Genomic DNA, 17,540 nt, shown 5'->3' on the forward strand with positions numbered 1-17,540 from the left:
ATGTCACGCGAATATCCTCTCGAACTATACCGTAACTTCGGTATCATGGCGCACATCGATGCAGGTAAAACCACCTGCTCGGAGCGTATCCTGTATTACACTGGTAAATCCCACAACATCGGTGAGGTGCACGATGGTGCAGCCACCATGGACTGGATGGAGCAGGAGCAGGAACGCGGCATCACCATCACCTCGGCTGCGACCACCACCTTCTGGGAGCGCACCGAAGACGGTAAGACCGCCGATACCCCCAAGCACCGCCTGAACATCATCGACACCCCCGGCCACGTTGACTTCACCATCGAAGTCGAACGCTCGCTGGCGGTTCTCGACGGTGCCGTCTGCGTTCTGGACGCAAACGCCGGTGTTGAGCCCCAAACCGAAACCGTGTGGCGTCAGGCTGACCGCTACAAGGTTCCGCGCATGGTTTTCGTCAACAAGATGGACAAGATCGGCGCAGACTTCTTCAACTGCGTCAACATGATCGAAGACCGCACCGGCGCACGCGCTGTTCCGGTTGGTATTCCGATTGGCGCCGAGTCCGAGCTGGAAGGTCTGATCGACCTGGTCACCATGGAAGAGTGGCTGTGGCAGGGCGAAGATCTGGGCGCAAGCTGGATCAAAGCCCCCATCCGCGACAGCCTGAAAGACATGGCTGACGAATGGCGCGGCAAGATGATCGAAGCGGCCGTCGAAATGGACGACGACGCGATGATGGAATACCTGGAAGGCAATGAACCCGACGTTCCGACCCTGCGCGCCCTGCTGCGTAAAGGTACTCTGGAAATCGCGTTCGTTCCGGTTCTGGGTGGTTCGGCGTTCAAGAACAAAGGCGTTCAGCCGCTGCTCAACGCTGTGATCGACTATCTGCCCAGCCCGCTGGACGTTGTCGATTACATGGGCTTCAAACCCGGCGACGAGGAAGAAGTTCGTGACATCGCACGTCGTGCGGACGACGACATGGCCTTCTCGGGTCTTGCGTTCAAAATCATGAACGACCCCTTCGTTGGTTCCCTGACCTTCACCCGGATCTACTCGGGCACCATGAACAAGGGTGACTCGATCCTGAACTCGACCAAAGGCAAGAAAGAGCGCATCGGTCGTATGATGATGATGCACTCGAACAACCGGGAAGAGATCGAAGAAGCGTTTGCAGGCGACATCATCGCGCTGGCGGGTCTGAAAGACACCACCACCGGTGACACCCTGTGTGACGCGAAGGATCCGGTGGTTCTGGAAACCATGACCTTCCCCGATCCGGTGATCGAGATCGCGGTTGAGCCCAAAACCAAGGGCGACCAGGAGAAGATGTCGCAAGGTCTGGCCCGTCTGGCCGCCGAAGACCCGTCCTTCCGCGTGGAAACTGACCTGGAATCCGGTCAGACCATCATGAAGGGCATGGGCGAACTTCACCTGGACATCCTGGTGGACCGTCTGAAGCGCGAGTTCAAGGTTGAAGCGAACATCGGTGCACCTCAGGTGGCATACCGTGAAACCATCTCGATGCCGGTTGAGCACACCTACACCCACAAGAAACAGTCGGGTGGTTCGGGTCAGTTCGCGGAAGTCAAGCTGGAGATCCAGCCGACCGAGCCGGGCGAAGGCTATTCGTTCGAGAGCCGCATCGTTGGTGGTGCCGTTCCGAAGGAATACATCCCGGGTGTCGAAAAAGGCATCAACTCGGTCATGGACAGCGGCCCGCTGGCTGGCTTCCCAGTGATCGACTTCAAGGTTGCCCTGCTGGACGGTAAGTTCCACGACGTTGACTCGAGCGTTCTGGCGTTCGAAATCGCATCGCGGATGTGTATGCGTGAAGGCATGCGCAAAGCCGGCGCGAAGCTGCTGGAACCGATCATGAAGGTCGAAGTGATCACCCCGGAAGAGTACACCGGCGGTATCATCGGCGACCTGACCTCGCGTCGGGGCCAGGTGTCTGGTCAGGAACCGCGCGGCAACGCCATCGCGATTGACGCATTCGTTCCGCTGGCAAACATGTTCGGCTACATCAACACTCTGCGTTCGATGTCGTCGGGCCGTGCCCAGTTCACCATGCAGTTCGACCATTACGATCCGGTTCCGCAGAACATCTCGGACGAGATCCAGGCGAAATACGCATAAGCGAAGATTTGAGGGAGCTCGGTTAGCGGGCTCCCTTCATTACCGACAAAGGAGGCCATCATGGCAAAGGAAAAGTTTGAGCGTACAAAACCGCACGTCAACATCGGCACGATTGGCCACGTTGACCACGGCAAGACCACGCTGACCGCAGCAATCACCAAGTATTTCGGTGACTTCAAAGCGTATGACCAGATTGACGGCGCGCCTGAAGAGAAGGCCCGCGGCATCACCATCTCGACCGCCCACGTGGAATACGAGACCGACAACCGCCACTATGCGCATGTCGACTGCCCCGGTCACGCCGACTACGTCAAGAACATGATCACCGGTGCCGCGCAGATGGACGGCGCGATCCTGGTTGTGAACGCCGCTGACGGCCCGATGCCGCAGACCCGCGAGCACATCCTGCTGGGCCGCCAGGTTGGCATCCCGAAGATGGTCGTGTTCATGAACAAAGTGGACCAGGTTGACGACGAAGAGCTGCTGGAACTGGTTGAGATGGAAGTGCGCGAGCTGCTGTCCAGCTACGACTATCCCGGCGACGATGTTCCGATCATCGCAGGGTCGGCTCTGGCGGCGATGGAAGGCAACAACCCGGAAATCGGCGAAGAGAAGATCAAGGAACTGATGGCGGCGGTTGATGACTACATCGACACCCCTGAGCGTGAAGTTGACAAGCCGTTCCTGATGCCGGTCGAAGACGTGTTCTCGATCTCGGGCCGTGGTACCGTTGTGACCGGTCGTGTCGAGCGTGGCGTGATCAATGTTGGCGACGAGATCGAAATCGTCGGCATCCGCGACACTCAGAAAACCACCTGCACCGGTGTTGAGATGTTCCGCAAGCTGCTGGATCGCGGTGAAGCGGGCGACAACATCGGCGCCCTGCTGCGCGGTATCGACCGTGACGGCGTTGAGCGTGGCCAGGTTCTGTGTAAGCCGGGTTCGGTGACACCGCACACCAAGTTCGAAGCCGAAGCCTACATCCTGACCAAGGAAGAAGGCGGTCGTCACACCCCGTTCTTCGCGAACTACCGTCCGCAGTTCTACTTCCGGACCACGGACGTGACCGGCACCGTGACCCTGGCGGCTGGCACCGAGATGGTCATGCCCGGCGACAACGTCGGCTTCACCGTCGAGCTGATCGCACCCATCGCGATGGAAGACGGCCTGCGCTTCGCCATCCGCGAAGGCGGCCGCACCGTCGGCGCTGGTGTTGTGTCGAAAATCATCGAGTAAGTCGGCTTTGCCGACTGGTGGGCGGCAGTTGCTCCGCTAGGAGCAATGAGAGCCCACACCGTCGAACTAAAGAAGGCCGCTCCCTCGGGGCGGCCTTTTTGTTGCTTTGACAAAGACACATATCCACTTCAGTTAGAAATTTGTGCCCTAACAAAAAGCAGGCTTCAAAACCATGATAAGGTGCTTTCGATTTATCACCACGATAATACTATTGAGTTCAGGTTTGCCCGTCCTCGCGGATTCCCGCATGTCAACGGTTTGTGTTGAGCCTGCAGACGGAACATTGGAAAATGCGGTTATTTGTGACCTTGGGGTGTTGGAAGGCGGCGATTTTAGCTTCGCGAAAGCCCTAAGCGACGATGGTTCAATAGTCGTTGGAGTGAGCGGTTCTTCTGAAGGAGAGCGGGCCTTTTTCTGGACCGCCGAGCGGGGAATGGTCAGTTTGGGAACTCTGCCCGGAGGTAAAGAAAGCAGCGCTACTGACATAAGTGCCGACGGCTCAGTCATTGTTGGAAAAAGCCACAGTTCCGCCGGCTGGCAAGCGTTTCGCTGGACAGAGGAAACGGGTATGGTCAGCTTGGAACCCAATGTGTGCCGACCAGAATATGGTGCGAGCGCAGCCAATGCAGACGGGACCGTGATCGTAGGACACATTGATGGTCCAAGGGGCCGTCGTGCATTTCGCTGGACCCAAGAACGAGGAATTGAGAAGATTGGTGCGGAAGATACCTACAATAACGTTGCTGCACTGGGTGTAAGCGGTGATGGTCAAACGGTGGTTGGGCGCGTCGGAGCAAACGCATTCAAATGGACTGAACAAGAAGAGTTGACACTACTTGATCCGATTCAAGATCAAGTTTTGCGGTATCCGCATGGCGTATCTCCGGATGGCTCAGTGATCGTTGGGGAAGCCGGTTCCGGGAGCAAAAGCAAAGGGTTCTATTGGTCTGCTTCGGGCGATAGCTTCCTTTTCGGAAATATCAAAAATGTCAAAAAAACTGATGCTGCCGCTGTTAGCCGACTGGATCAATCAATCGTCGGTCAATTGGAGTTTTCTGGGACTCGTTTGGCCTATATTCTCAATGTCGAAGGGCAGATAAATCTACTTGGACGTTTGCCGGATGATAACGGCTATATCTCTAGCAAAGCACGCGGCATCAGCGCCGACGGACTTTCTGTGGTTGGTTCTTCAACTGGAGAAAACGGAAATCGAGCTGTTCTTTGGAAGCTCAGCAAGGAAGAAAACACGGACATAAACCTCTCGATTTCTCCCAATCTCTGCATTGAACACGAACCCCCTTGCCAAACCTCACCAACCCAACTAATACGCGCGAGTTCTCACTAAGAACATCAAGGCGGGGTGATTCCCGCCTTTTGGGTTCGAAGAGGGTTGGCGATGCGCGTCTGTCCTCCTCTCAACCTCAACGCCTGATAAAAGGCTGTATCTATGCAAAGCCAAAACATCCGTATTCGGCTGAAGGCATTTGACTATCGCGTTCTGGATGCCAGCACGCAAGAGATCGTCAACACTGCCAAGCGGACCGGCGCGAACGTGCGCGGCCCGATCCCGCTGCCGAACAAGATTGAGAAGTTCACGGTTCTCCGTGGCCCTCACGTTGACAAGAAATCCCGCGACCAGTTCGAGATCCGTACGCACAAGCGTCTGCTCGACATCGTTGATCCGACCCCCCAGACCGTTGACGCGCTGATGAAGCTCGACCTCGCTGCTGGTGTGGACGTCGAGATCAAGCTGCAGTCGTAAGATCGGAGGGTATAGATTATGCGCTCTGGCATTATCGCAAAAAAAGTTGGCATGACCCGCCTGTTCATGGAAGACGGCAAGCAGATCCCTGTGACCGTTCTTCACCTGGACAACCTGCAGGTTGTTGCACAGCGCACCGCTGACAAAGACGGCTACACCGCCGTTCAGCTGGGCGCCGGTGCTGCCAAGGCAAAACGCACCTCGAAGGCCATGCGCGGTCACTATGCCGCTGCAAAGGTTGAGCCCAAGCGCAAGCTGGCCGAGTTCCGCGTCTCCGAAGACGGCCTGATTGATGTGGGTGCCGAAATTTCGGCAGAACACTTCCTGGAAGGTCAGAAGGTTGACGTTTCGGGCACCTCGATCGGTAAAGGCTTTGCTGGTGCAATGAAGCGCCACAACTTCGGTGGTCTGCGCGCCTCGCACGGTGTTTCGATCAGCCACCGTTCGCACGGTTCGACCGGTCAGTGTCAGGACCCGGGCAAGGTGTTCAAAGGCAAGAAGATGGCCGGTCACATGGGTGCTGCCCGTGTCACCACCCAGAACCTGGAAGTCGTCAAAACCGACGCCGACCGTGGTCTGGTCTTCATCAAAGGCGCCGTTCCCGGACCGAAATCGGGCTGGGTCACCGTCAAGGACGCCGTCAAGAAGAAAGCACCGGAAGGCCTGCCTTTCCCGGCTGCTGTGAAATCGGCTGCAACCGAAGCACCTGCGGAAGAAGCTCCCGCGGAAGGTGGTGAAGCATGAAACTTGATGTAATCAAACTGGACGGCGGCAAAGCCGGCGACATCGAGCTGAACGCCGATCTGTTCGGTCTCGAGCCGCGTGCGGACATCCTGCACCGTGTGGTCCGTTGGCAGCGTAACAACGCGCAGGCTGGCACCCACAAGGTCAAGACCCGCTCGGAAACCAGCTACTCGACCAAGAAGATCTATCGCCAGAAGGGCACCGGTGGCGCACGCCATGGTGACCGCAACGCGCCGATCTTCCGCAAGGGTGGTATCTACAAGGGCCCGACCCCTCGTTCGCACGGCCACGACCTGCCGAAGAAGTTCCGCAAGCTTGGCCTGCGCCACGCTCTGTCGGCGAAAGCCAAGGCAGGTGAACTGGTTGTGATCGAGAGCGCCGAAGCCGAAGGCAAGACCGCCGCTCTGGCCAAACAGGTTGCAAACCTGGGCTGGAAACGCGCTCTGGTCATCGACGGCGCGACCGTGAACGAAGGGTTCCTGAAAGCGTCCAAGAACATCGAAGGTCTGGATATCCTGCCGTCGATGGGCGCAAACGTCTATGACATCCTCAAGCGTGACACCCTGGTGCTCACCAAAGCGGCTGTCGAAGCACTGGAGGCTCGTCTGAAATGAGCGCGAAGGCAGAACACTACGACGTGATCCGCAAGCCGATCATCACTGAAAAGTCGACCATGGCCTCTGAGAACGGCGCGGTTGTCTTTGAAGTGGCGATCGACAGCAACAAGCCGCAGATCAAAGAGGCCGTCGAGGCGCTGTTTGGTGTGAAGGTCAAAGCGGTGAACACCACCGTGACCAAAGGCAAGGTCAAGCGGTTCCGCGGCCAGCTGGGCCGTCGCAAAGACGTCAAAAAAGCATATGTGACCCTGGAAGAGGGTAACACCATCGACGTGTCCACCGGTCTCTGATCGAACCTGTCTTTGGAGAGAGATAAAGGCCCCCGCGCAAGCGGGGGTTTTTTTTGTTTTTACCAAATGAACAAAGGCACCTGGCAGGAAGGCGCTTGGTACTCGGGGTCATCCTTGAGAGCATAAAGTACACCTAGAACATTGGTGTTATTAAGCCGCTTACCTTGTTCAAGCCACTCTCCGGCGTGGTCGACCAACTCAGAGAACAAAGCCGGGTTCTCGGTGCGATGGACAAGGCCAACATCTGGTCGGAAGATAAGGCCGGTCGCTGAGCCCCGACGATCATCGATATCCACCCAAAAAGCCGTTGTCTTTGAAAAAAAGAGTCTTTCATCGTTGCCGACAGATAAAATTTGAAAGTCCGGGTCCCGGACGACCGGAACTGGAGTTCCAAAGGGCTGAGAGAGATCAAACAAAGCCTGATAGGAGACAATCACGCCGTTAGGCAGGCGCACACAAGTTCCAAATTCTGCTATTCGGTGGCGCAGAAACAGAACCGAATACGCCATCACTAAAAAGATCAAAAGCGCACTGAGTGTCAGAAGGAGGTATCTTGCGCCTGTGGTCATCCGTGAGAAGACTGTACTCATATTAGCCATCGAAACGAATCCAGCTTTTGTTTCTGTCGGCGATTACCGTGCCTGACATTCGCGCTGACCAGCTGTCTACAATTGGGTATGGGGTGCCTCCCGGCAGTTCAATTCCTATATCCAATGGATCGGCAAATTCGTCGGCAAGTTCAAAGTCGCAATCACCACTTATGCGAAGGGTACCGTCCTTCTGAAAAGCGACTCGACCCTTTGCTTCCCCTTCGATTGTCGTGTGCCCAATACTGAATACAATGTGCTGCATCTGATAGATATTTGTGAACGGGTAAGAGAATTGACCAGATGTTTGTATACGCGCGGCATCTGCAATTTGGCCAATCAGTCGATTTGAGACGGTGCCCCAGTATTCGTTAACGATTTTTTGGAGGTGGCCAATATCTCGCACCCTGATAGATGAACCGTTGCCGTGTCTGTAGTGATTGATGAAGTCGCGGTTGGTCCATGGTCTGCCAGTGTCGGTCACACCTATCATATACATATTAAGGGATTCACTTACGGCTGGATCATATGGTTCAGCTTTGCACCGACATCCAAACCCTTCACCGGAATGACCGGTAGAAGGCGGGTTGTTCCAGGCAAAAACCTTACCATCATGGGCGGCATGAGATGAACGTACTTTGTTGTCGCCGCGGGTTCGCCAGATATAGTAGCCTGTCGATTTGTTCTGTTTAATCGAAAGCTCAATTGGGGTGCCTTTTCTTAGGTAGGTATCGAAGGCTTTCCGGTATGCGTTTTGGTCGATGATCATGGTGTGTGTCCCGGCGAAAGTTTGCCAAGAAATTGTGAGTGGTTGGTTAAGAAAATAGAAACAGTGAGGGCGATGTGCTTTTTGTTCGGTTGATCAAAATAGGCGCTCCACCCTATAGACACCCACCCCCAACCCTGTTACACGCTCCCAATCTTGCGGCCTCGGATTCGTTCCGGGGCCTCTGATATTTGAAACCGGGGACCTTCGGGGCCCTATACCCTTGGCACCTACGGGGGCCTATCACATAGCGGGGAAACTCCCTGCACTTGCTAAACGGAAGACAGAAAGCATGGCACTCAAGTCGTACAAGCCGACGACGCCGGGCCAGCGCGGGCTGGTGCTGATCGACCGTTCGGAGCTTTGGAAAGGACGTCCGGTCAAGTCTCTCACAGAGGGTTTGACCAAGTCGGGCGGCCGGAACAACACCGGACGGATCACTTCACGCCGCCGCGGCGGTGGCGCAAAGCGTCTCTACCGGATCGTTGACTTCAAACGGAACAAATTTGATGTCGCGGCAACCGTCGAGCGGATCGAATATGACCCGAACCGGACCGCATTCATCGCACTGGTAAAATACGAAGACGGCGAGCAGGCATATATCCTGGCTCCGCAGCGTCTGGCTGTTGGTGACAAAGTCATCGCGTCGGCAAAAGCTGACATCAAGCCGGGCAACGCAATGCCGTTCTCGGGCATGCCGATCGGTACCATCGTCCACAACATCGAGATGAAGCCTGGTAAAGGCGGTCAGATCGCACGTGCGGCCGGTACTTACGCTCAGTTCGTTGGTCGCGATGGCGGCTACGCTCAGATCCGTCTGAGCTCGGGCGAGCTGCGCATGGTCCGTCAGGAATGCATGGCCACCGTTGGTGCCGTGTCCAACCCCGACAACAGCAACCAAAACCTCGGTAAAGCCGGTCGTATGCGCCACAAGGGCGTGCGTCCGTCGGTTCGTGGTGTTGCAATGAACCCGATCGATCACCCGCACGGTGGTGGTGAAGGTCGTACCTCGGGTGGCCGTACACCGGTTACTCCGTGGGGTAAGGACACCAAGGGTAAGCGTACCCGCAACAAGAACAAAGCGTCCCAGAAGCTGATCATCCGCTCGCGGCACGCCAAGAAGAAGGGACGTTAATCTATGTCTCGCTCTGTTTGGAAGGGTCCTTTCGTCGATGCTTACGTGCTGAAAAAAGCCGAAGCAGCGCGCGAGTCGGGCCGCAACGAAGTCATCAAAATCTGGTCGCGTCGTTCCACCATTCTGCCCCAGTTCGTGGGTCTGACCTTTGGTGTGTACAACGGCCAGAAGCATATCCCCGTCAACGTCTCGGAAGACATGATCGGTCAGAAGTTCGGTGAATACTCGCCGACCCGCACCTATTATGGCCACGCCGCAGACAAAAAAGCGAAGCGGAAGTAAGTCATGGGCAAGGAAAAGAACCCCCGCCGCGTGGCTGAAAACGAAGCAATGGCGAAAACCCGCATGCTTCGCACCAGCCCGCAGAAACTGAACCTGGTTGCGCAAATGATCCGCGGCAAGAAAGTTGAGAAGGCTCTGACCGACCTGACTTTCAGCAACAAGCGTGTCGCGCAGGACGTCAAAAAGTGCCTGCAGTCCGCAATCGCGAATGCCGAAAACAACCACAACCTGGACGTTGACGAGTTGATCGTCGCCGAAGCATGGGTTGGCAAGAACCTGGTCATGAAGCGCGGTCGTCCGCGTGCCCGTGGCCGTTTCGGCAAGATCATGAAGCCGTTCTCGGAGATCACCATCAAGGTGCGTCAAGTTGAGGAGCAAGCCTAATGGGTCATAAAGTAAATCCGATCGGCATGCGCCTGCAGGTCAACCGCACCTGGGACAGCCGCTGGTACGCCGACACCAAGGACTACGGTGATCTTCTGCTGGAAGACCTCAAAATCCGTGAGTTCATCAACAAAGAGTGCAAGCAGGCCGGTGTTGCCCGTGTGATCATCGAACGTCCGCACAAGAAGTGCCGCGTTACGATCCACACGGCTCGTCCCGGTGTCATCATCGGCAAGAAAGGTGCAGACATCGAAGTTCTGCGCAAAAAGCTTGCGCGTATGACCGACAGCGAACTGCACCTGAACATCGTCGAAGTGCGCAAGCCCGAGCTTGACGCGCAGCTGGTTGCCGAGTCCATCGCTCAGCAGCTGGAGCGCCGCGTCTCGTTCCGCCGCGCGATGAAGCGGTCTGTTCAGAACGCCATGCGCATGGGCGCCCTGGGTATCCGGGTGAACGTCGCGGGTCGTCTGGGCGGCGCCGAAATCGCACGGACCGAGTGGTACCGCGAAGGCCGCGTGCCTCTGCACACCCTGCGCGCCGACATCGATTACGCACATGCCGAAGCGATGACTCCTTACGGGATCATCGGGATCAAGGTCTGGATCTTCAAAGGTGAGATCATGGAGCACGATCCGCAGGCACGTGACCGTAAAGCACAGGAACTCCAGGACGGCCCTGCACCTCGTGGTGCTGGTGGCGGTCGTCGCTAAGGAGGGAAAGATATGCTTCAACCAAAGCGTACTAAATTCCGCAAGATGCACAAAGGCCGGATCAAGGGTCTCGCCAAGGGCGGCTCTGATCTGAACTTTGGCACCTACGGCCTGAAAGCTCTTGAGCCTGAGCGTGTAACTGCACGCCAGATCGAAGCTGCACGTCGTGCCATGACGCGTCACATGAAGCGTCAGGGCCGCGTCTGGATCCGCATCTTCCCCGACACTCCGGTCACTGCAAAGCCGATCGAAGTTCGTATGGGTAAAGGTAAAGGTTCGGTCGACCGCTGGGCCTGCAAAGTCAAGCCTGGCCGCGTGATGTTCGAGATCGACGGCGTCAATGACGACATCGCCCGCGAGGCCCTGCGCCTGGCCGCGATGAAGCTGCCGATCAAGACTTGCGTCGTGGTTCGCGAAGACTGGTAAGCGATTGGGGGGGCTACCCCGTTCGCTAAAAGATTGACCCCTGTCGGGATACCGGCGGGGGTTCATTGTTTGGGGGCTCTGCCCCCGCCGCAGCAAGCTGCGACTCCCCCGAGGTATTTGGAGCCAGATGAAGCAGCGGATCCTCAATTCATCTGGCTGAAAATACCTCGGAGCGCGAGGCAGAGCCTCGCAAAACAGCCATCGCCTTCGCCGCGCGGCTGGTTTAAGACGACCTCATGCCAAAGATTGAATCACTCTTCGTAACTCGCCTGTATCGTGCCTCTTTGTCCGAGTTCGGTCCTAAGATCGACCCGGACGAACTGGAAAGCTCCTGCCTTGTTATTGCCGAGGATGATGAGGCCGGGCAGGAGTGGTGCGAGGAAAACGGCTATCCCGGTTACACCAGTTATGCCTCGCTGACCGATCTGCCCTGGCGGTTCCCGATTTTCGCTGATCTGGTCACGGCGCTGGATCAACACGTCGCAGCCTTTGCCAAGGATCTGGAATTTGATCTGGGCGAGGGCGAGTTGAAGCTCGAGGACCTGTGGATCAACATCCTGCCCGAAGGCGGGATGCACTCAAGTCATCTTCACCCGCACAGCGTGATCTCGGGCACAACATATGTGGCGATGCCGGAAGGGGCGAGCGCGCTGAAACTGGAAGACCCCCGCTCGGGCCGCATGATGGCCGCGCCGACACGGATCAAAGGCGGGCGGCGCGATTTGCAGCCTTTCATCTATATGAAACCTCAGGTGGGTGATGTGCTGCTCTGGGAAAGCTGGCTGCGCCACGAGGTACCGATGAACATGTCCGAGGAAGAGCGGATCAGTGTCAGCTTTAATTACAAATGGGAATAGCTGCGACAGTGGCTACTTCGCAGTGACGCGCGCACGAAACCGTGGATAGCCTATACAGTTCCCGTTGACTGAGCCGGACCTGTAAACGCCATTTTTGAATTTAAGGTCGAACTTCATAACGCTTCCCGAAGAGCAACTGTTTTGTTTCGAGATCACCGCATCGAACTGAAGCCGGTCGTCGGTAACTTTTCGAACGGAGATTCCTTCAGGTGTAATGCCATGGGCAGCAAGTACCTGCGGTGTATTGTCCTGAACTGATATGTCCATTTGCCAGGGTCTGCTGGAGTTGATTGTAAGCGTCCAGTTTCCGTCGGGCGCGGCTTTAACAGCTGTTGCCGCCGTCAGCGTTGCAAAAGTAATAAGAGTAAGTCCTGAGCGTTTCATAAGAACCTCATCCAATAGCTAATAAAACAGACCATAATGCTACGTCGGATCGGGCCGTTCCTGCAACAACCTCCCTCTTTGGGCCCATTAGTGTAGCGATTGAAATCGCCTGTTCTTATGGTCCTGGAAACTTCCTCTTGCCACCCACCCCCCAAACCCTTATACGGCGGCATCCTGCGGTCTCCCGGCGTTGTCGGGCGATTCGTATGTCTATCATTCATCCACCAGGTCCAAGGTGACCCTGTCAGGGGGCCTTCTGGTGTTTTGAGCAAAGGAAAAAGGCGATGAACGCCCAAGAATTGCGTGACAAGACCCCGGACCAGCTCCGCGAGGAACTGGCCAACCTGAAGAAAGAAAGCTTTAACCTGCGCTTTCAACAGGCAACCGGTCAGCTGGAAAACACAGCCGGCATCAAAGCGGCCCGCCGCAATGCTGCCCGCGTCAAAACCATTCTGAACGAAAAGGCCGCTGCTGCGGCATCCGAGGAGTAATCTGATGCCCAAGCGTATCCTGTCCGGCACCGTAACAAGCGACGCAAACGAGCAGACCGTAACCGTTCTGGTCGAGCGCCGTTTCAAGCACCCGCTGCTGCACAAAACCGTTCGTAAGTCCAAGAAATACCGGGCTCATGACGAAAAGAACGCCTTCAAGGTCGGCGACACCGTACGCATCATCGAATGCGCGCCGAAATCGAAGACGAAACGTTGGGAGGTTCTGGAAGCGTAAGTTTCCGGGATTTTTCATTTGTCGAAACCCTGGGGGATCTAACCAGACCAGCCCCCACAGGTCGGGAGAAACCACATGATCCAGATGCAGACCAATCTGGATGTCGCTGACAACTCCGGCGCACGCCGAGTTCAGTGCATCAAGGTCCTGGGTGGTTCCAAGCGTAAATACGCCTCCGTCGGCGACATCATTGTCGTCTCGGTGAAGGAAGCCATCCCGCGCGGCCGCGTAAAGAAAGGTGACGTCCGCAAGGCCGTCGTCGTGCGCACCGCCAAGGAAGTCCGTCGCGAAGACGGCACCGCGATCCGTTTCGATCGCAACGCCGCCGTCATCCTGAACAACAACAACGAGCCGGTAGGTACCCGTATCTTTGGCCCGGTTGTTCGCGAACTGCGCGGCAAGAACTTCATGAAAATCATCTCGCTGGCTCCGGAGGTGCTGTAATCATGGCTGCTAAACTCCGCAAAGGCGACAAGGTCGTCGTGCTGGCCGGCAAGGACAAGGGCAAAGAGGGAACTATCACCTCGGTTGACCCGAAAGCCGGTAAAGCTGTTGTCGACGGCATCAACATCGCCATCCGCCACACCCGCCAGACCCAGAACAGCCAGGGCGGCCGTTTGCCTCAGGCAAACCCGATCGAGCTGTCGAACCTGGCACTGCTGGACAAGAACGGCAAAGCAACCCGCGTTGGCTTCCGCATGGAAGGTGACAAGAAGGTGCGTTTCGCCAAGACCACAGGGGACGTGATCGATGCTTGATAACGCAACTTACACCCCGCGTCTGAAAGCTCAGTACGCCGAGACAATCCGTGCCGCTCTGAAAGAAGAGTTCGGCTACAAGAACGAGATGCAGCTGCCCAAGCTGGAAAAGATCGTTCTGAACATCGGCTGTGGTTCTGAGGCGGTCAAGGACTCGAAGAAAGCCAAAGCGGCTGTCGAGGATCTGACTGCGATTGCCGGCCAAAAGGCCGTTTCGACCAAGGCGAAGAAGTCGATTGCGGGTTTCCGCGTCCGTGAAGATATGCCGCTGGGTGCGAAAGTAACCCTGCGCGGTGACCGGATGTACGAATTCCTGGATCGTCTAATCACCATCGCGCTGCCGCGCGTTCGTGACTTCCGCGGTGTTAAGCCGTCTTTCGATGGTCGTGGCAACTTTGCCATGGGCATGAAAGAGCACATCGTGTTCCCGGAAATCGACTTCGACAAAGTCGACGAGGTCTGGGGCCTGGATATCGTAATTGCCACCACAGCGAAAACCGACGCTGAAGCAAAGGCACTGTTGAAAGCATTCAACATGCCCTTCAACGCCTAAGCGCCGGGAGGATTGAGACATGGCTAAGAAAGCAATGATCGAACGCGAGAAGAAGCGCGAACGCCTGGTGGCCAAATATGCCGCAAAGCGTGCCGAGCTGAAAGAAATCGCGAATGACGAGAGCAAGCCGATGGAAGAGCGCTTCAAAGCGCGTCTGAAACTGGCGAAACTGCCGCGCAACAGCTCGGCTACCCGTCTGCACAACCGTTGTCAGCTGACCGGTCGTCCCCACGCTTACTACCGTAAGCTGAAGGTCAGCCGTATCGCGCTGCGCGAGCTGGGTTCTGCTGGTCAGATCCCCGGCATGGTGAAATCGAGCTGGTAAGGGAGACATAGATATGAATGATCCTATCGGCGATATGCTCACCCGTATCCGCAACGCGCAAATGCGCGGCAAGTCCACCGTTTCCACCCCGGCGTCCAAGCTGCGTGGTTGGGTTCTGGACGTGCTGGCGGACGAAGGTTACATCCGTGGCTACGAAGCGACGACCGGTGAAAACGGTCATCCGGCCATCGAAATCAGCCTGAAATACTACGAAGGCACCCCTGTCATTCGCGAGTTGAAGCGGGTCTCGAAGCCCGGTCGTCGCGTGTACATGGGCGTCAATGACATTCCGCAGGTCCGTCAGGGTCTGGGCGTGTCGATTGTCAGCACTCCGAAAGGTGTGATGTCGGACGCAAACGCTCGCTCCAACAATGTTGGCGGCGAAGTGCTCTGCACCGTCTTCTAAGGAGGTCTGCAATGTCTCGTATTGGTAAAAAACCGGTCGAGCTGCCCAGCGGCGTTTCCGCCTCTGTGTCGGGTCAGACCATCGAAGTCAAAGGTCCGAAAGGCACCCGCAGCTTCACCGCAACTGACGATGTTACTCTGTCGGTCGAGGACAACGTGGTCAAGATCGACCCGCGTGGTTCGTCCAAGCGTGCACGTCAGCAGTGGGGCATGAGCCGTACAATGGTTGCCAATCTGGTGACCGGTGTGACCGAAGGCTTCAAGAAAGAGCTGGAAATCCAGGGCGTGGGTTACCGCGCTCAGATGCAGGGCAACACCCTGAAGTTGAACCTGGGCTACAGCCACGACGTCGATTTCACCGCTCCGGAAGGTGTCACCATCACCGCGCCGAAGCAGACCGAGATCGTTGTGGAAGGTATCGACCAGCAGCTGGTGGGCGAAACCGCGGCCAAAATCCGCGAGTGGCGCCGTCCCGAGCCGTACAAAGGTAAGGGCATCCGCTATAAGGGCGAGTTCATCTTCCGCAAGGAAGGCAAGAAGAAGTAAGGACGCAAACAATGGCAAACAGCAAAAGAACCCTGTTTCTGAAGCGCCGCCTGCGCGTTCGGAACAAACTTCGCAAGGTCAACGCGGGTCGTCCGCGTCTGTCCGTCCACCGTTCGAACAAGAACATCTCTGTTCAGCTGATCGACGACGTGCGTGGCGTGACCCTGGCCTCGGCCTCGACCCTGGAAAAAGATCTGGGTGTTGTTGGCAAGAACAACGTCGAAGCGGCCACCAAAGTGGGCGCAGCCATCGCCGAGCGTGCCAAGAAGGCAGGCGTCGAAGAGGCCTATTTCGATCGTGGCGGCTTCCTGTTCCACGGCAAAGTGAAGGCTGTCGCCGACGCTGCGCGTGAAGGTGGTCTGAAGATCTAAGACCTGCGGGCGGGTTTCGATCCGCCCCGATGATCCGGGGGCCTCGGCAACTGTCGGGGCTCACTTGGGTTGAAGAAAACGGCGCCGTATGCGCCACATGAGAAAAGGGATGCCAAATGGCAGAACGTGAAAACCGTCGGGGCCGTGGCCGCGACCGTGAAGAAGCACCGGAATTTGCAGATCGTCTGGTCGCAATCAACCGCGTGTCGAAAACCGTAAAAGGTGGTAAGCGCTTTGGCTTCGCCGCTCTGGTGGTTGTCGGCGATCAGAAAGGCCGCGTCGGCTTTGGCAAGGGTAAAGCGAAAGAAGTACCTGAGGCCATCCGTAAGGCGACCGAGCAAGCCAAGCGTCAGATGATCCGCGTGCAACTGCGCGAAGGTCGTACTCTGCACCACGACATCGAAGGCCGTCACGGCGCCGGTAAAGTGGTTATGCGTACCGCACCTGAAGGTACCGGTATCATCGCCGGTGGTCCGATGCGTGCCGTGTTCGAAATGCTGGGCGTTAAGGACGTTGTGTCCAAATCGCTGGGCTCACAGAACCCGTACAACATGATCCGCGCCACCATCAACGGCCTGCAGAAAGAGCAGAGCCCGCGTTCGGTTGCCGCACGTCGTGGCAAAAAGGTTGCTGACATCCTGCCCAAGCGGGACGAAGCCCCCGCGGCCGAAGCACCTGCTGCTGAAGCAGAAGCATAAGGAGAGCGACCCATGGCAAAAACCATCGTCGTCAAGCAGATCGGTTCGCCGATCCGCCGCCCCGCCGAACAGCGCGCAACCCTGATCGGTCTGGGCCTGAACAAGATGCACAAAACCCGTGAGCTGGAAGATACCCCTTCGGTTCGCGGCATGATCCGCAAGATCCCGCATCTGGTAGAGATCGTCGAAGAGCGCGGCTAAGCGCACTTCCATCGAACGAAGAAACGCCTCCGATCATTCGGGGGCGTTTTTTTTGCCATTCAGAAGGATGGTCTTCCCTGATCATGCGTTCGTGGCTGGAACTATCGTGAGATCTGACCTCGACGATCCCGTCGTTCAGAAATCCGACCGGAGGGATAGGCAGATTTCTGTTTGGCGGACCTGCACGTACTGCCCCAGCCGATTTATTGCGCATTGGGTCAGCGCGTTTTCCTGCGCCATTCCCCTAACGCATAACGGCTAGACCGAAACCTTCGTTGTTAGCGATACCCTGCGCGCCTATCTGAGCTTTGTCCTCAAAAGGAACAGCATAGAAACCATCGGGGAATTCGCCCCGACCAGTAAAGGAACTCAGAAATGGCCTATACAGCAACAACATCGACCGGCGGCATCACCCTCACCGCGCGTTTCGCAGAATTCGTCGCAAAGGTGAAAGAGGCTTATGCCCTGCGCGCCGAGTTCAACCGCACTTATTCGGAACTGCAAGGTCTGACCGACCGCGAACTGCACGACATCGGTGTACGCCGGTGTGACATCAGTGATATCGCACGCGAGCACGTTTACTGCTCGTAACCGGACATCCTGACCGACCGATCCAGAGGCGCCATTTGGCGCCTCTTTTGTATTTGGGCGTGCGGGTG

General features: G+C 56.8%; 28 protein-coding genes. 25 read left to right on the forward strand and 3 right to left on the reverse strand.

Annotated elements, in window-relative coordinates; translation table 11 throughout:
- From fusA to ACXAC3_RS05605, 7 genes are all read left to right on the forward strand, one after another.
- Window positions 1-2,118 (forward strand): elongation factor G, encoded by a 2,118-nt coding sequence (gene fusA / locus ACXAC3_RS05575; RefSeq protein WP_475157793.1) that lies wholly within the window; start codon window positions 1-3, stop codon window positions 2,116-2,118.
- A gap of 60 nt (window positions 2,119-2,178) precedes the next feature.
- Window positions 2,179-3,354, forward strand: a complete 1,176-nt coding sequence (tuf, locus tag ACXAC3_RS05580) for an elongation factor Tu (RefSeq protein WP_170337277.1) — start codon at window positions 2,179-2,181, stop codon at window positions 3,352-3,354.
- A gap of 247 nt (window positions 3,355-3,601) precedes the next feature.
- Window positions 3,602-4,699: a hypothetical protein gene (locus tag ACXAC3_RS05585; RefSeq protein WP_475157794.1), complete on the forward strand. Its 1,098-nt coding sequence runs from the start codon at window positions 3,602-3,604 to the stop codon at window positions 4,697-4,699.
- 102 nt (window positions 4,700-4,801) lie between these two features.
- Window positions 4,802-5,116 (forward strand): 30S ribosomal protein S10, encoded by a 315-nt coding sequence (rpsJ, locus tag ACXAC3_RS05590; RefSeq protein WP_008756422.1) that lies wholly within the window; start codon window positions 4,802-4,804, stop codon window positions 5,114-5,116.
- An 18-nt stretch (window positions 5,117-5,134) separates the two neighbouring features.
- On the forward strand, window positions 5,135-5,860 hold the full coding sequence (gene rplC, locus ACXAC3_RS05595; RefSeq protein WP_170334115.1) for a 50S ribosomal protein L3: 726 nt from the start codon (window positions 5,135-5,137) through the stop codon (window positions 5,858-5,860).
- Complete coding sequence (gene rplD, locus ACXAC3_RS05600) at window positions 5,857-6,474, forward strand: 50S ribosomal protein L4 (RefSeq protein ID WP_475157795.1); 618 nt, start codon at window positions 5,857-5,859, stop codon at window positions 6,472-6,474. The genes rplC and rplD overlap by 4 nt, the downstream gene beginning before the upstream one ends.
- Window positions 6,471-6,767 (forward strand): 50S ribosomal protein L23, encoded by a 297-nt coding sequence (locus tag ACXAC3_RS05605; protein ID WP_008757532.1) that lies wholly within the window; start codon window positions 6,471-6,473, stop codon window positions 6,765-6,767. The genes rplD and ACXAC3_RS05605 overlap by 4 nt, the downstream gene beginning before the upstream one ends.
- Before the next feature lie 59 nt (window positions 6,768-6,826).
- Here ACXAC3_RS05605 and ACXAC3_RS05610 read toward each other — a convergent pair whose 3' ends face one another.
- Entirely contained in the window at window positions 6,827-7,357 is a 531-nt protein-coding gene (locus ACXAC3_RS05610) for a hypothetical protein (RefSeq protein WP_475157796.1), read from the reverse strand.
- A 1-nt stretch (window position 7,358) separates the two neighbouring features.
- Window positions 7,359-8,123: a phage minor head protein gene (locus tag ACXAC3_RS05615; RefSeq protein WP_475157797.1), complete on the reverse strand. Its 765-nt coding sequence runs from the start codon at window positions 8,121-8,123 to the stop codon at window positions 7,359-7,361.
- Between the two features lie 289 nt (window positions 8,124-8,412).
- On the opposite strand from ACXAC3_RS05615, the gene rplB reads away from it, so the two are divergent.
- The 6 genes from rplB (at window position 8,413) to ACXAC3_RS05645 (ending at window position 11,914) form a co-directional block, all read left to right on the forward strand.
- Window positions 8,413-9,255 carry a 50S ribosomal protein L2 gene (gene rplB / locus ACXAC3_RS05620; RefSeq protein ID WP_170356688.1) on the forward strand — a complete coding sequence of 281 codons (843 nt, stop codon included), beginning with the start codon at window positions 8,413-8,415 and terminating at the stop codon, window positions 9,253-9,255.
- A 3-nt stretch (window positions 9,256-9,258) separates the two neighbouring features.
- A complete protein-coding gene (gene rpsS / locus ACXAC3_RS05625) occupies window positions 9,259-9,537 on the forward strand; it encodes a 30S ribosomal protein S19 (protein ID WP_005980699.1) in 279 nt (92 codons plus the stop codon).
- Window positions 9,538-9,540: 3 nt separating this feature from the next.
- Entirely contained in the window at window positions 9,541-9,921 is a 381-nt protein-coding gene (rplV, locus tag ACXAC3_RS05630; protein ID WP_039538267.1) for a 50S ribosomal protein L22, read from the forward strand.
- A complete protein-coding gene (rpsC, locus tag ACXAC3_RS05635; protein WP_008758042.1) occupies window positions 9,921-10,631 on the forward strand; it encodes a 30S ribosomal protein S3 in 711 nt (236 codons plus the stop codon). The genes rplV and rpsC overlap by 1 nt, the downstream gene beginning before the upstream one ends.
- Window positions 10,632-10,643: 12 nt before the next feature.
- Complete coding sequence (gene rplP / locus ACXAC3_RS05640) at window positions 10,644-11,057, forward strand: 50S ribosomal protein L16 (RefSeq protein WP_475157798.1); 414 nt, start codon at window positions 10,644-10,646, stop codon at window positions 11,055-11,057.
- Window positions 11,058-11,293: 236 nt separating this feature from the next.
- Window positions 11,294-11,914: a 2OG-Fe(II) oxygenase family protein gene (locus ACXAC3_RS05645; protein WP_475157799.1), complete on the forward strand. Its 621-nt coding sequence runs from the start codon at window positions 11,294-11,296 to the stop codon at window positions 11,912-11,914.
- A gap of 12 nt (window positions 11,915-11,926) precedes the next feature.
- Here the strand turns inward: ACXAC3_RS05645 and ACXAC3_RS05650 are convergent, their stop codons facing one another.
- Window positions 11,927-12,298, reverse strand: a complete 372-nt coding sequence (locus tag ACXAC3_RS05650) for a hypothetical protein (RefSeq protein WP_475157800.1) — start codon at window positions 12,296-12,298, stop codon at window positions 11,927-11,929.
- A gap of 284 nt (window positions 12,299-12,582) precedes the next feature.
- Between ACXAC3_RS05650 and rpmC the strand changes: the two genes are divergently transcribed.
- The 12 genes from rpmC (at window position 12,583) to ACXAC3_RS05710 (ending at window position 17,472) form a co-directional block, all read left to right on the forward strand.
- The gene (gene rpmC, locus ACXAC3_RS05655) at window positions 12,583-12,789 is read left to right on the forward strand and encodes a 50S ribosomal protein L29 (RefSeq protein ID WP_010437082.1); all 207 of its coding nucleotides are present in this window, start codon (window positions 12,583-12,585) and stop codon (window positions 12,787-12,789) included.
- A 4-nt stretch (window positions 12,790-12,793) separates the two neighbouring features.
- The gene (rpsQ, locus tag ACXAC3_RS05660; RefSeq protein ID WP_170495397.1) at window positions 12,794-13,024 is read left to right on the forward strand and encodes a 30S ribosomal protein S17; all 231 of its coding nucleotides are present in this window, start codon (window positions 12,794-12,796) and stop codon (window positions 13,022-13,024) included.
- 75 nt (window positions 13,025-13,099) lie between these two features.
- The gene (gene rplN, locus ACXAC3_RS05665; RefSeq protein ID WP_008757934.1) at window positions 13,100-13,468 is read left to right on the forward strand and encodes a 50S ribosomal protein L14; all 369 of its coding nucleotides are present in this window, start codon (window positions 13,100-13,102) and stop codon (window positions 13,466-13,468) included.
- A 2-nt stretch (window positions 13,469-13,470) separates the two neighbouring features.
- The gene (gene rplX, locus ACXAC3_RS05670) at window positions 13,471-13,782 is read left to right on the forward strand and encodes a 50S ribosomal protein L24 (RefSeq protein ID WP_170440482.1); all 312 of its coding nucleotides are present in this window, start codon (window positions 13,471-13,473) and stop codon (window positions 13,780-13,782) included.
- Window positions 13,775-14,335, forward strand: coding sequence for a 50S ribosomal protein L5 (rplE, locus tag ACXAC3_RS05675; RefSeq protein WP_475157801.1), 561 nt, complete (start codon window positions 13,775-13,777; stop codon window positions 14,333-14,335). The genes rplX and rplE overlap by 8 nt, the downstream gene beginning before the upstream one ends.
- A gap of 19 nt (window positions 14,336-14,354) precedes the next feature.
- Window positions 14,355-14,660 carry a 30S ribosomal protein S14 gene (gene rpsN, locus ACXAC3_RS05680; RefSeq protein ID WP_010437098.1) on the forward strand — a complete coding sequence of 102 codons (306 nt, stop codon included), beginning with the start codon at window positions 14,355-14,357 and terminating at the stop codon, window positions 14,658-14,660.
- Window positions 14,661-14,673: 13 nt separating this feature from the next.
- On the forward strand, window positions 14,674-15,066 hold the full coding sequence (rpsH, locus tag ACXAC3_RS05685; RefSeq protein WP_010437099.1) for a 30S ribosomal protein S8: 393 nt from the start codon (window positions 14,674-14,676) through the stop codon (window positions 15,064-15,066).
- A gap of 11 nt (window positions 15,067-15,077) precedes the next feature.
- Window positions 15,078-15,611, forward strand: coding sequence for a 50S ribosomal protein L6 (gene rplF / locus ACXAC3_RS05690; protein WP_475157802.1), 534 nt, complete (start codon window positions 15,078-15,080; stop codon window positions 15,609-15,611).
- 11 nt (window positions 15,612-15,622) lie between these two features.
- Window positions 15,623-15,982: a 50S ribosomal protein L18 gene (gene rplR, locus ACXAC3_RS05695; RefSeq protein ID WP_010437103.1), complete on the forward strand. Its 360-nt coding sequence runs from the start codon at window positions 15,623-15,625 to the stop codon at window positions 15,980-15,982.
- A 116-nt stretch (window positions 15,983-16,098) separates the two neighbouring features.
- Window positions 16,099-16,680, forward strand: coding sequence for a 30S ribosomal protein S5 (gene rpsE, locus ACXAC3_RS05700; RefSeq protein ID WP_475157803.1), 582 nt, complete (start codon window positions 16,099-16,101; stop codon window positions 16,678-16,680).
- Window positions 16,681-16,692: 12 nt separating this feature from the next.
- A complete protein-coding gene (gene rpmD, locus ACXAC3_RS05705; RefSeq protein WP_050605831.1) occupies window positions 16,693-16,881 on the forward strand; it encodes a 50S ribosomal protein L30 in 189 nt (62 codons plus the stop codon).
- A gap of 375 nt (window positions 16,882-17,256) precedes the next feature.
- Window positions 17,257-17,472: a DUF1127 domain-containing protein gene (locus tag ACXAC3_RS05710; protein WP_475157804.1), complete on the forward strand. Its 216-nt coding sequence runs from the start codon at window positions 17,257-17,259 to the stop codon at window positions 17,470-17,472.
- Window positions 17,473-17,540 lie beyond the last annotated feature (68 nt).

This window comes from Ruegeria sp. ABV4_181, from assembly GCF_056158465.1.

What these genes read in the sequence shown, in the direction of transcription:
- rpmC (WP_010437082.1), top strand. Translation starts at nt 12,583, where the DNA reads ATGAACGCCCAAGAATTGCGTGACAAGACCCCGGACCAGCTCCGCGAG.
- rplR (WP_010437103.1), top strand. Translation starts at nt 15,623, where the DNA reads ATGGCAAACAGCAAAAGAACCCTGTTTCTGAAGCGCCGCCTGCGCGTT.
- ACXAC3_RS05585 (WP_475157794.1), top strand. Translation starts at nt 3,602, where the DNA reads ATGTCAACGGTTTGTGTTGAGCCTGCAGACGGAACATTGGAAAATGCG.
- rpsE (WP_475157803.1), top strand. Translation starts at nt 16,099, where the DNA reads ATGGCAGAACGTGAAAACCGTCGGGGCCGTGGCCGCGACCGTGAAGAA.
- ACXAC3_RS05615 (WP_475157797.1), bottom strand. Translation starts at nt 8,123, where the DNA reads ATGATCATCGACCAAAACGCATACCGGAAAGCCTTCGATACCTACCTA.
- rpsC (WP_008758042.1), top strand. Translation starts at nt 9,921, where the DNA reads ATGGGTCATAAAGTAAATCCGATCGGCATGCGCCTGCAGGTCAACCGC.
- rpsQ (WP_170495397.1), top strand. Translation starts at nt 12,794, where the DNA reads ATGCCCAAGCGTATCCTGTCCGGCACCGTAACAAGCGACGCAAACGAG.
- rpsJ (WP_008756422.1), top strand. Translation starts at nt 4,802, where the DNA reads ATGCAAAGCCAAAACATCCGTATTCGGCTGAAGGCATTTGACTATCGC.
- rplE (WP_475157801.1), top strand. Translation starts at nt 13,775, where the DNA reads ATGCTTGATAACGCAACTTACACCCCGCGTCTGAAAGCTCAGTACGCC.
- rpsH (WP_010437099.1), top strand. Translation starts at nt 14,674, where the DNA reads ATGAATGATCCTATCGGCGATATGCTCACCCGTATCCGCAACGCGCAA.
- rplB (WP_170356688.1), top strand. Translation starts at nt 8,413, where the DNA reads ATGGCACTCAAGTCGTACAAGCCGACGACGCCGGGCCAGCGCGGGCTG.
- rpsS (WP_005980699.1), top strand. Translation starts at nt 9,259, where the DNA reads ATGTCTCGCTCTGTTTGGAAGGGTCCTTTCGTCGATGCTTACGTGCTG.
- tuf (WP_170337277.1), top strand. Translation starts at nt 2,179, where the DNA reads ATGGCAAAGGAAAAGTTTGAGCGTACAAAACCGCACGTCAACATCGGC.
- rplD (WP_475157795.1), top strand. Translation starts at nt 5,857, where the DNA reads ATGAAACTTGATGTAATCAAACTGGACGGCGGCAAAGCCGGCGACATC.
- rpsN (WP_010437098.1), top strand. Translation starts at nt 14,355, where the DNA reads ATGGCTAAGAAAGCAATGATCGAACGCGAGAAGAAGCGCGAACGCCTG.
- rplV (WP_039538267.1), top strand. Translation starts at nt 9,541, where the DNA reads ATGGGCAAGGAAAAGAACCCCCGCCGCGTGGCTGAAAACGAAGCAATG.
- rplX (WP_170440482.1), top strand. Translation starts at nt 13,471, where the DNA reads ATGGCTGCTAAACTCCGCAAAGGCGACAAGGTCGTCGTGCTGGCCGGC.
- rplN (WP_008757934.1), top strand. Translation starts at nt 13,100, where the DNA reads ATGATCCAGATGCAGACCAATCTGGATGTCGCTGACAACTCCGGCGCA.
- ACXAC3_RS05610 (WP_475157796.1), bottom strand. Translation starts at nt 7,357, where the DNA reads ATGAGTACAGTCTTCTCACGGATGACCACAGGCGCAAGATACCTCCTT.
- ACXAC3_RS05645 (WP_475157799.1), top strand. Translation starts at nt 11,294, where the DNA reads ATGCCAAAGATTGAATCACTCTTCGTAACTCGCCTGTATCGTGCCTCT.
- rplC (WP_170334115.1), top strand. Translation starts at nt 5,135, where the DNA reads ATGCGCTCTGGCATTATCGCAAAAAAAGTTGGCATGACCCGCCTGTTC.
- ACXAC3_RS05710 (WP_475157804.1), top strand. Translation starts at nt 17,257, where the DNA reads ATGGCCTATACAGCAACAACATCGACCGGCGGCATCACCCTCACCGCG.
- ACXAC3_RS05650 (WP_475157800.1), bottom strand. Translation starts at nt 12,298, where the DNA reads ATGAAACGCTCAGGACTTACTCTTATTACTTTTGCAACGCTGACGGCG.
- rpmD (WP_050605831.1), top strand. Translation starts at nt 16,693, where the DNA reads ATGGCAAAAACCATCGTCGTCAAGCAGATCGGTTCGCCGATCCGCCGC.
- fusA (WP_475157793.1), top strand. Translation starts at nt 1, where the DNA reads ATGTCACGCGAATATCCTCTCGAACTATACCGTAACTTCGGTATCATG.
- rplF (WP_475157802.1), top strand. Translation starts at nt 15,078, where the DNA reads ATGTCTCGTATTGGTAAAAAACCGGTCGAGCTGCCCAGCGGCGTTTCC.
- rplP (WP_475157798.1), top strand. Translation starts at nt 10,644, where the DNA reads ATGCTTCAACCAAAGCGTACTAAATTCCGCAAGATGCACAAAGGCCGG.
- ACXAC3_RS05605 (WP_008757532.1), top strand. Translation starts at nt 6,471, where the DNA reads ATGAGCGCGAAGGCAGAACACTACGACGTGATCCGCAAGCCGATCATC.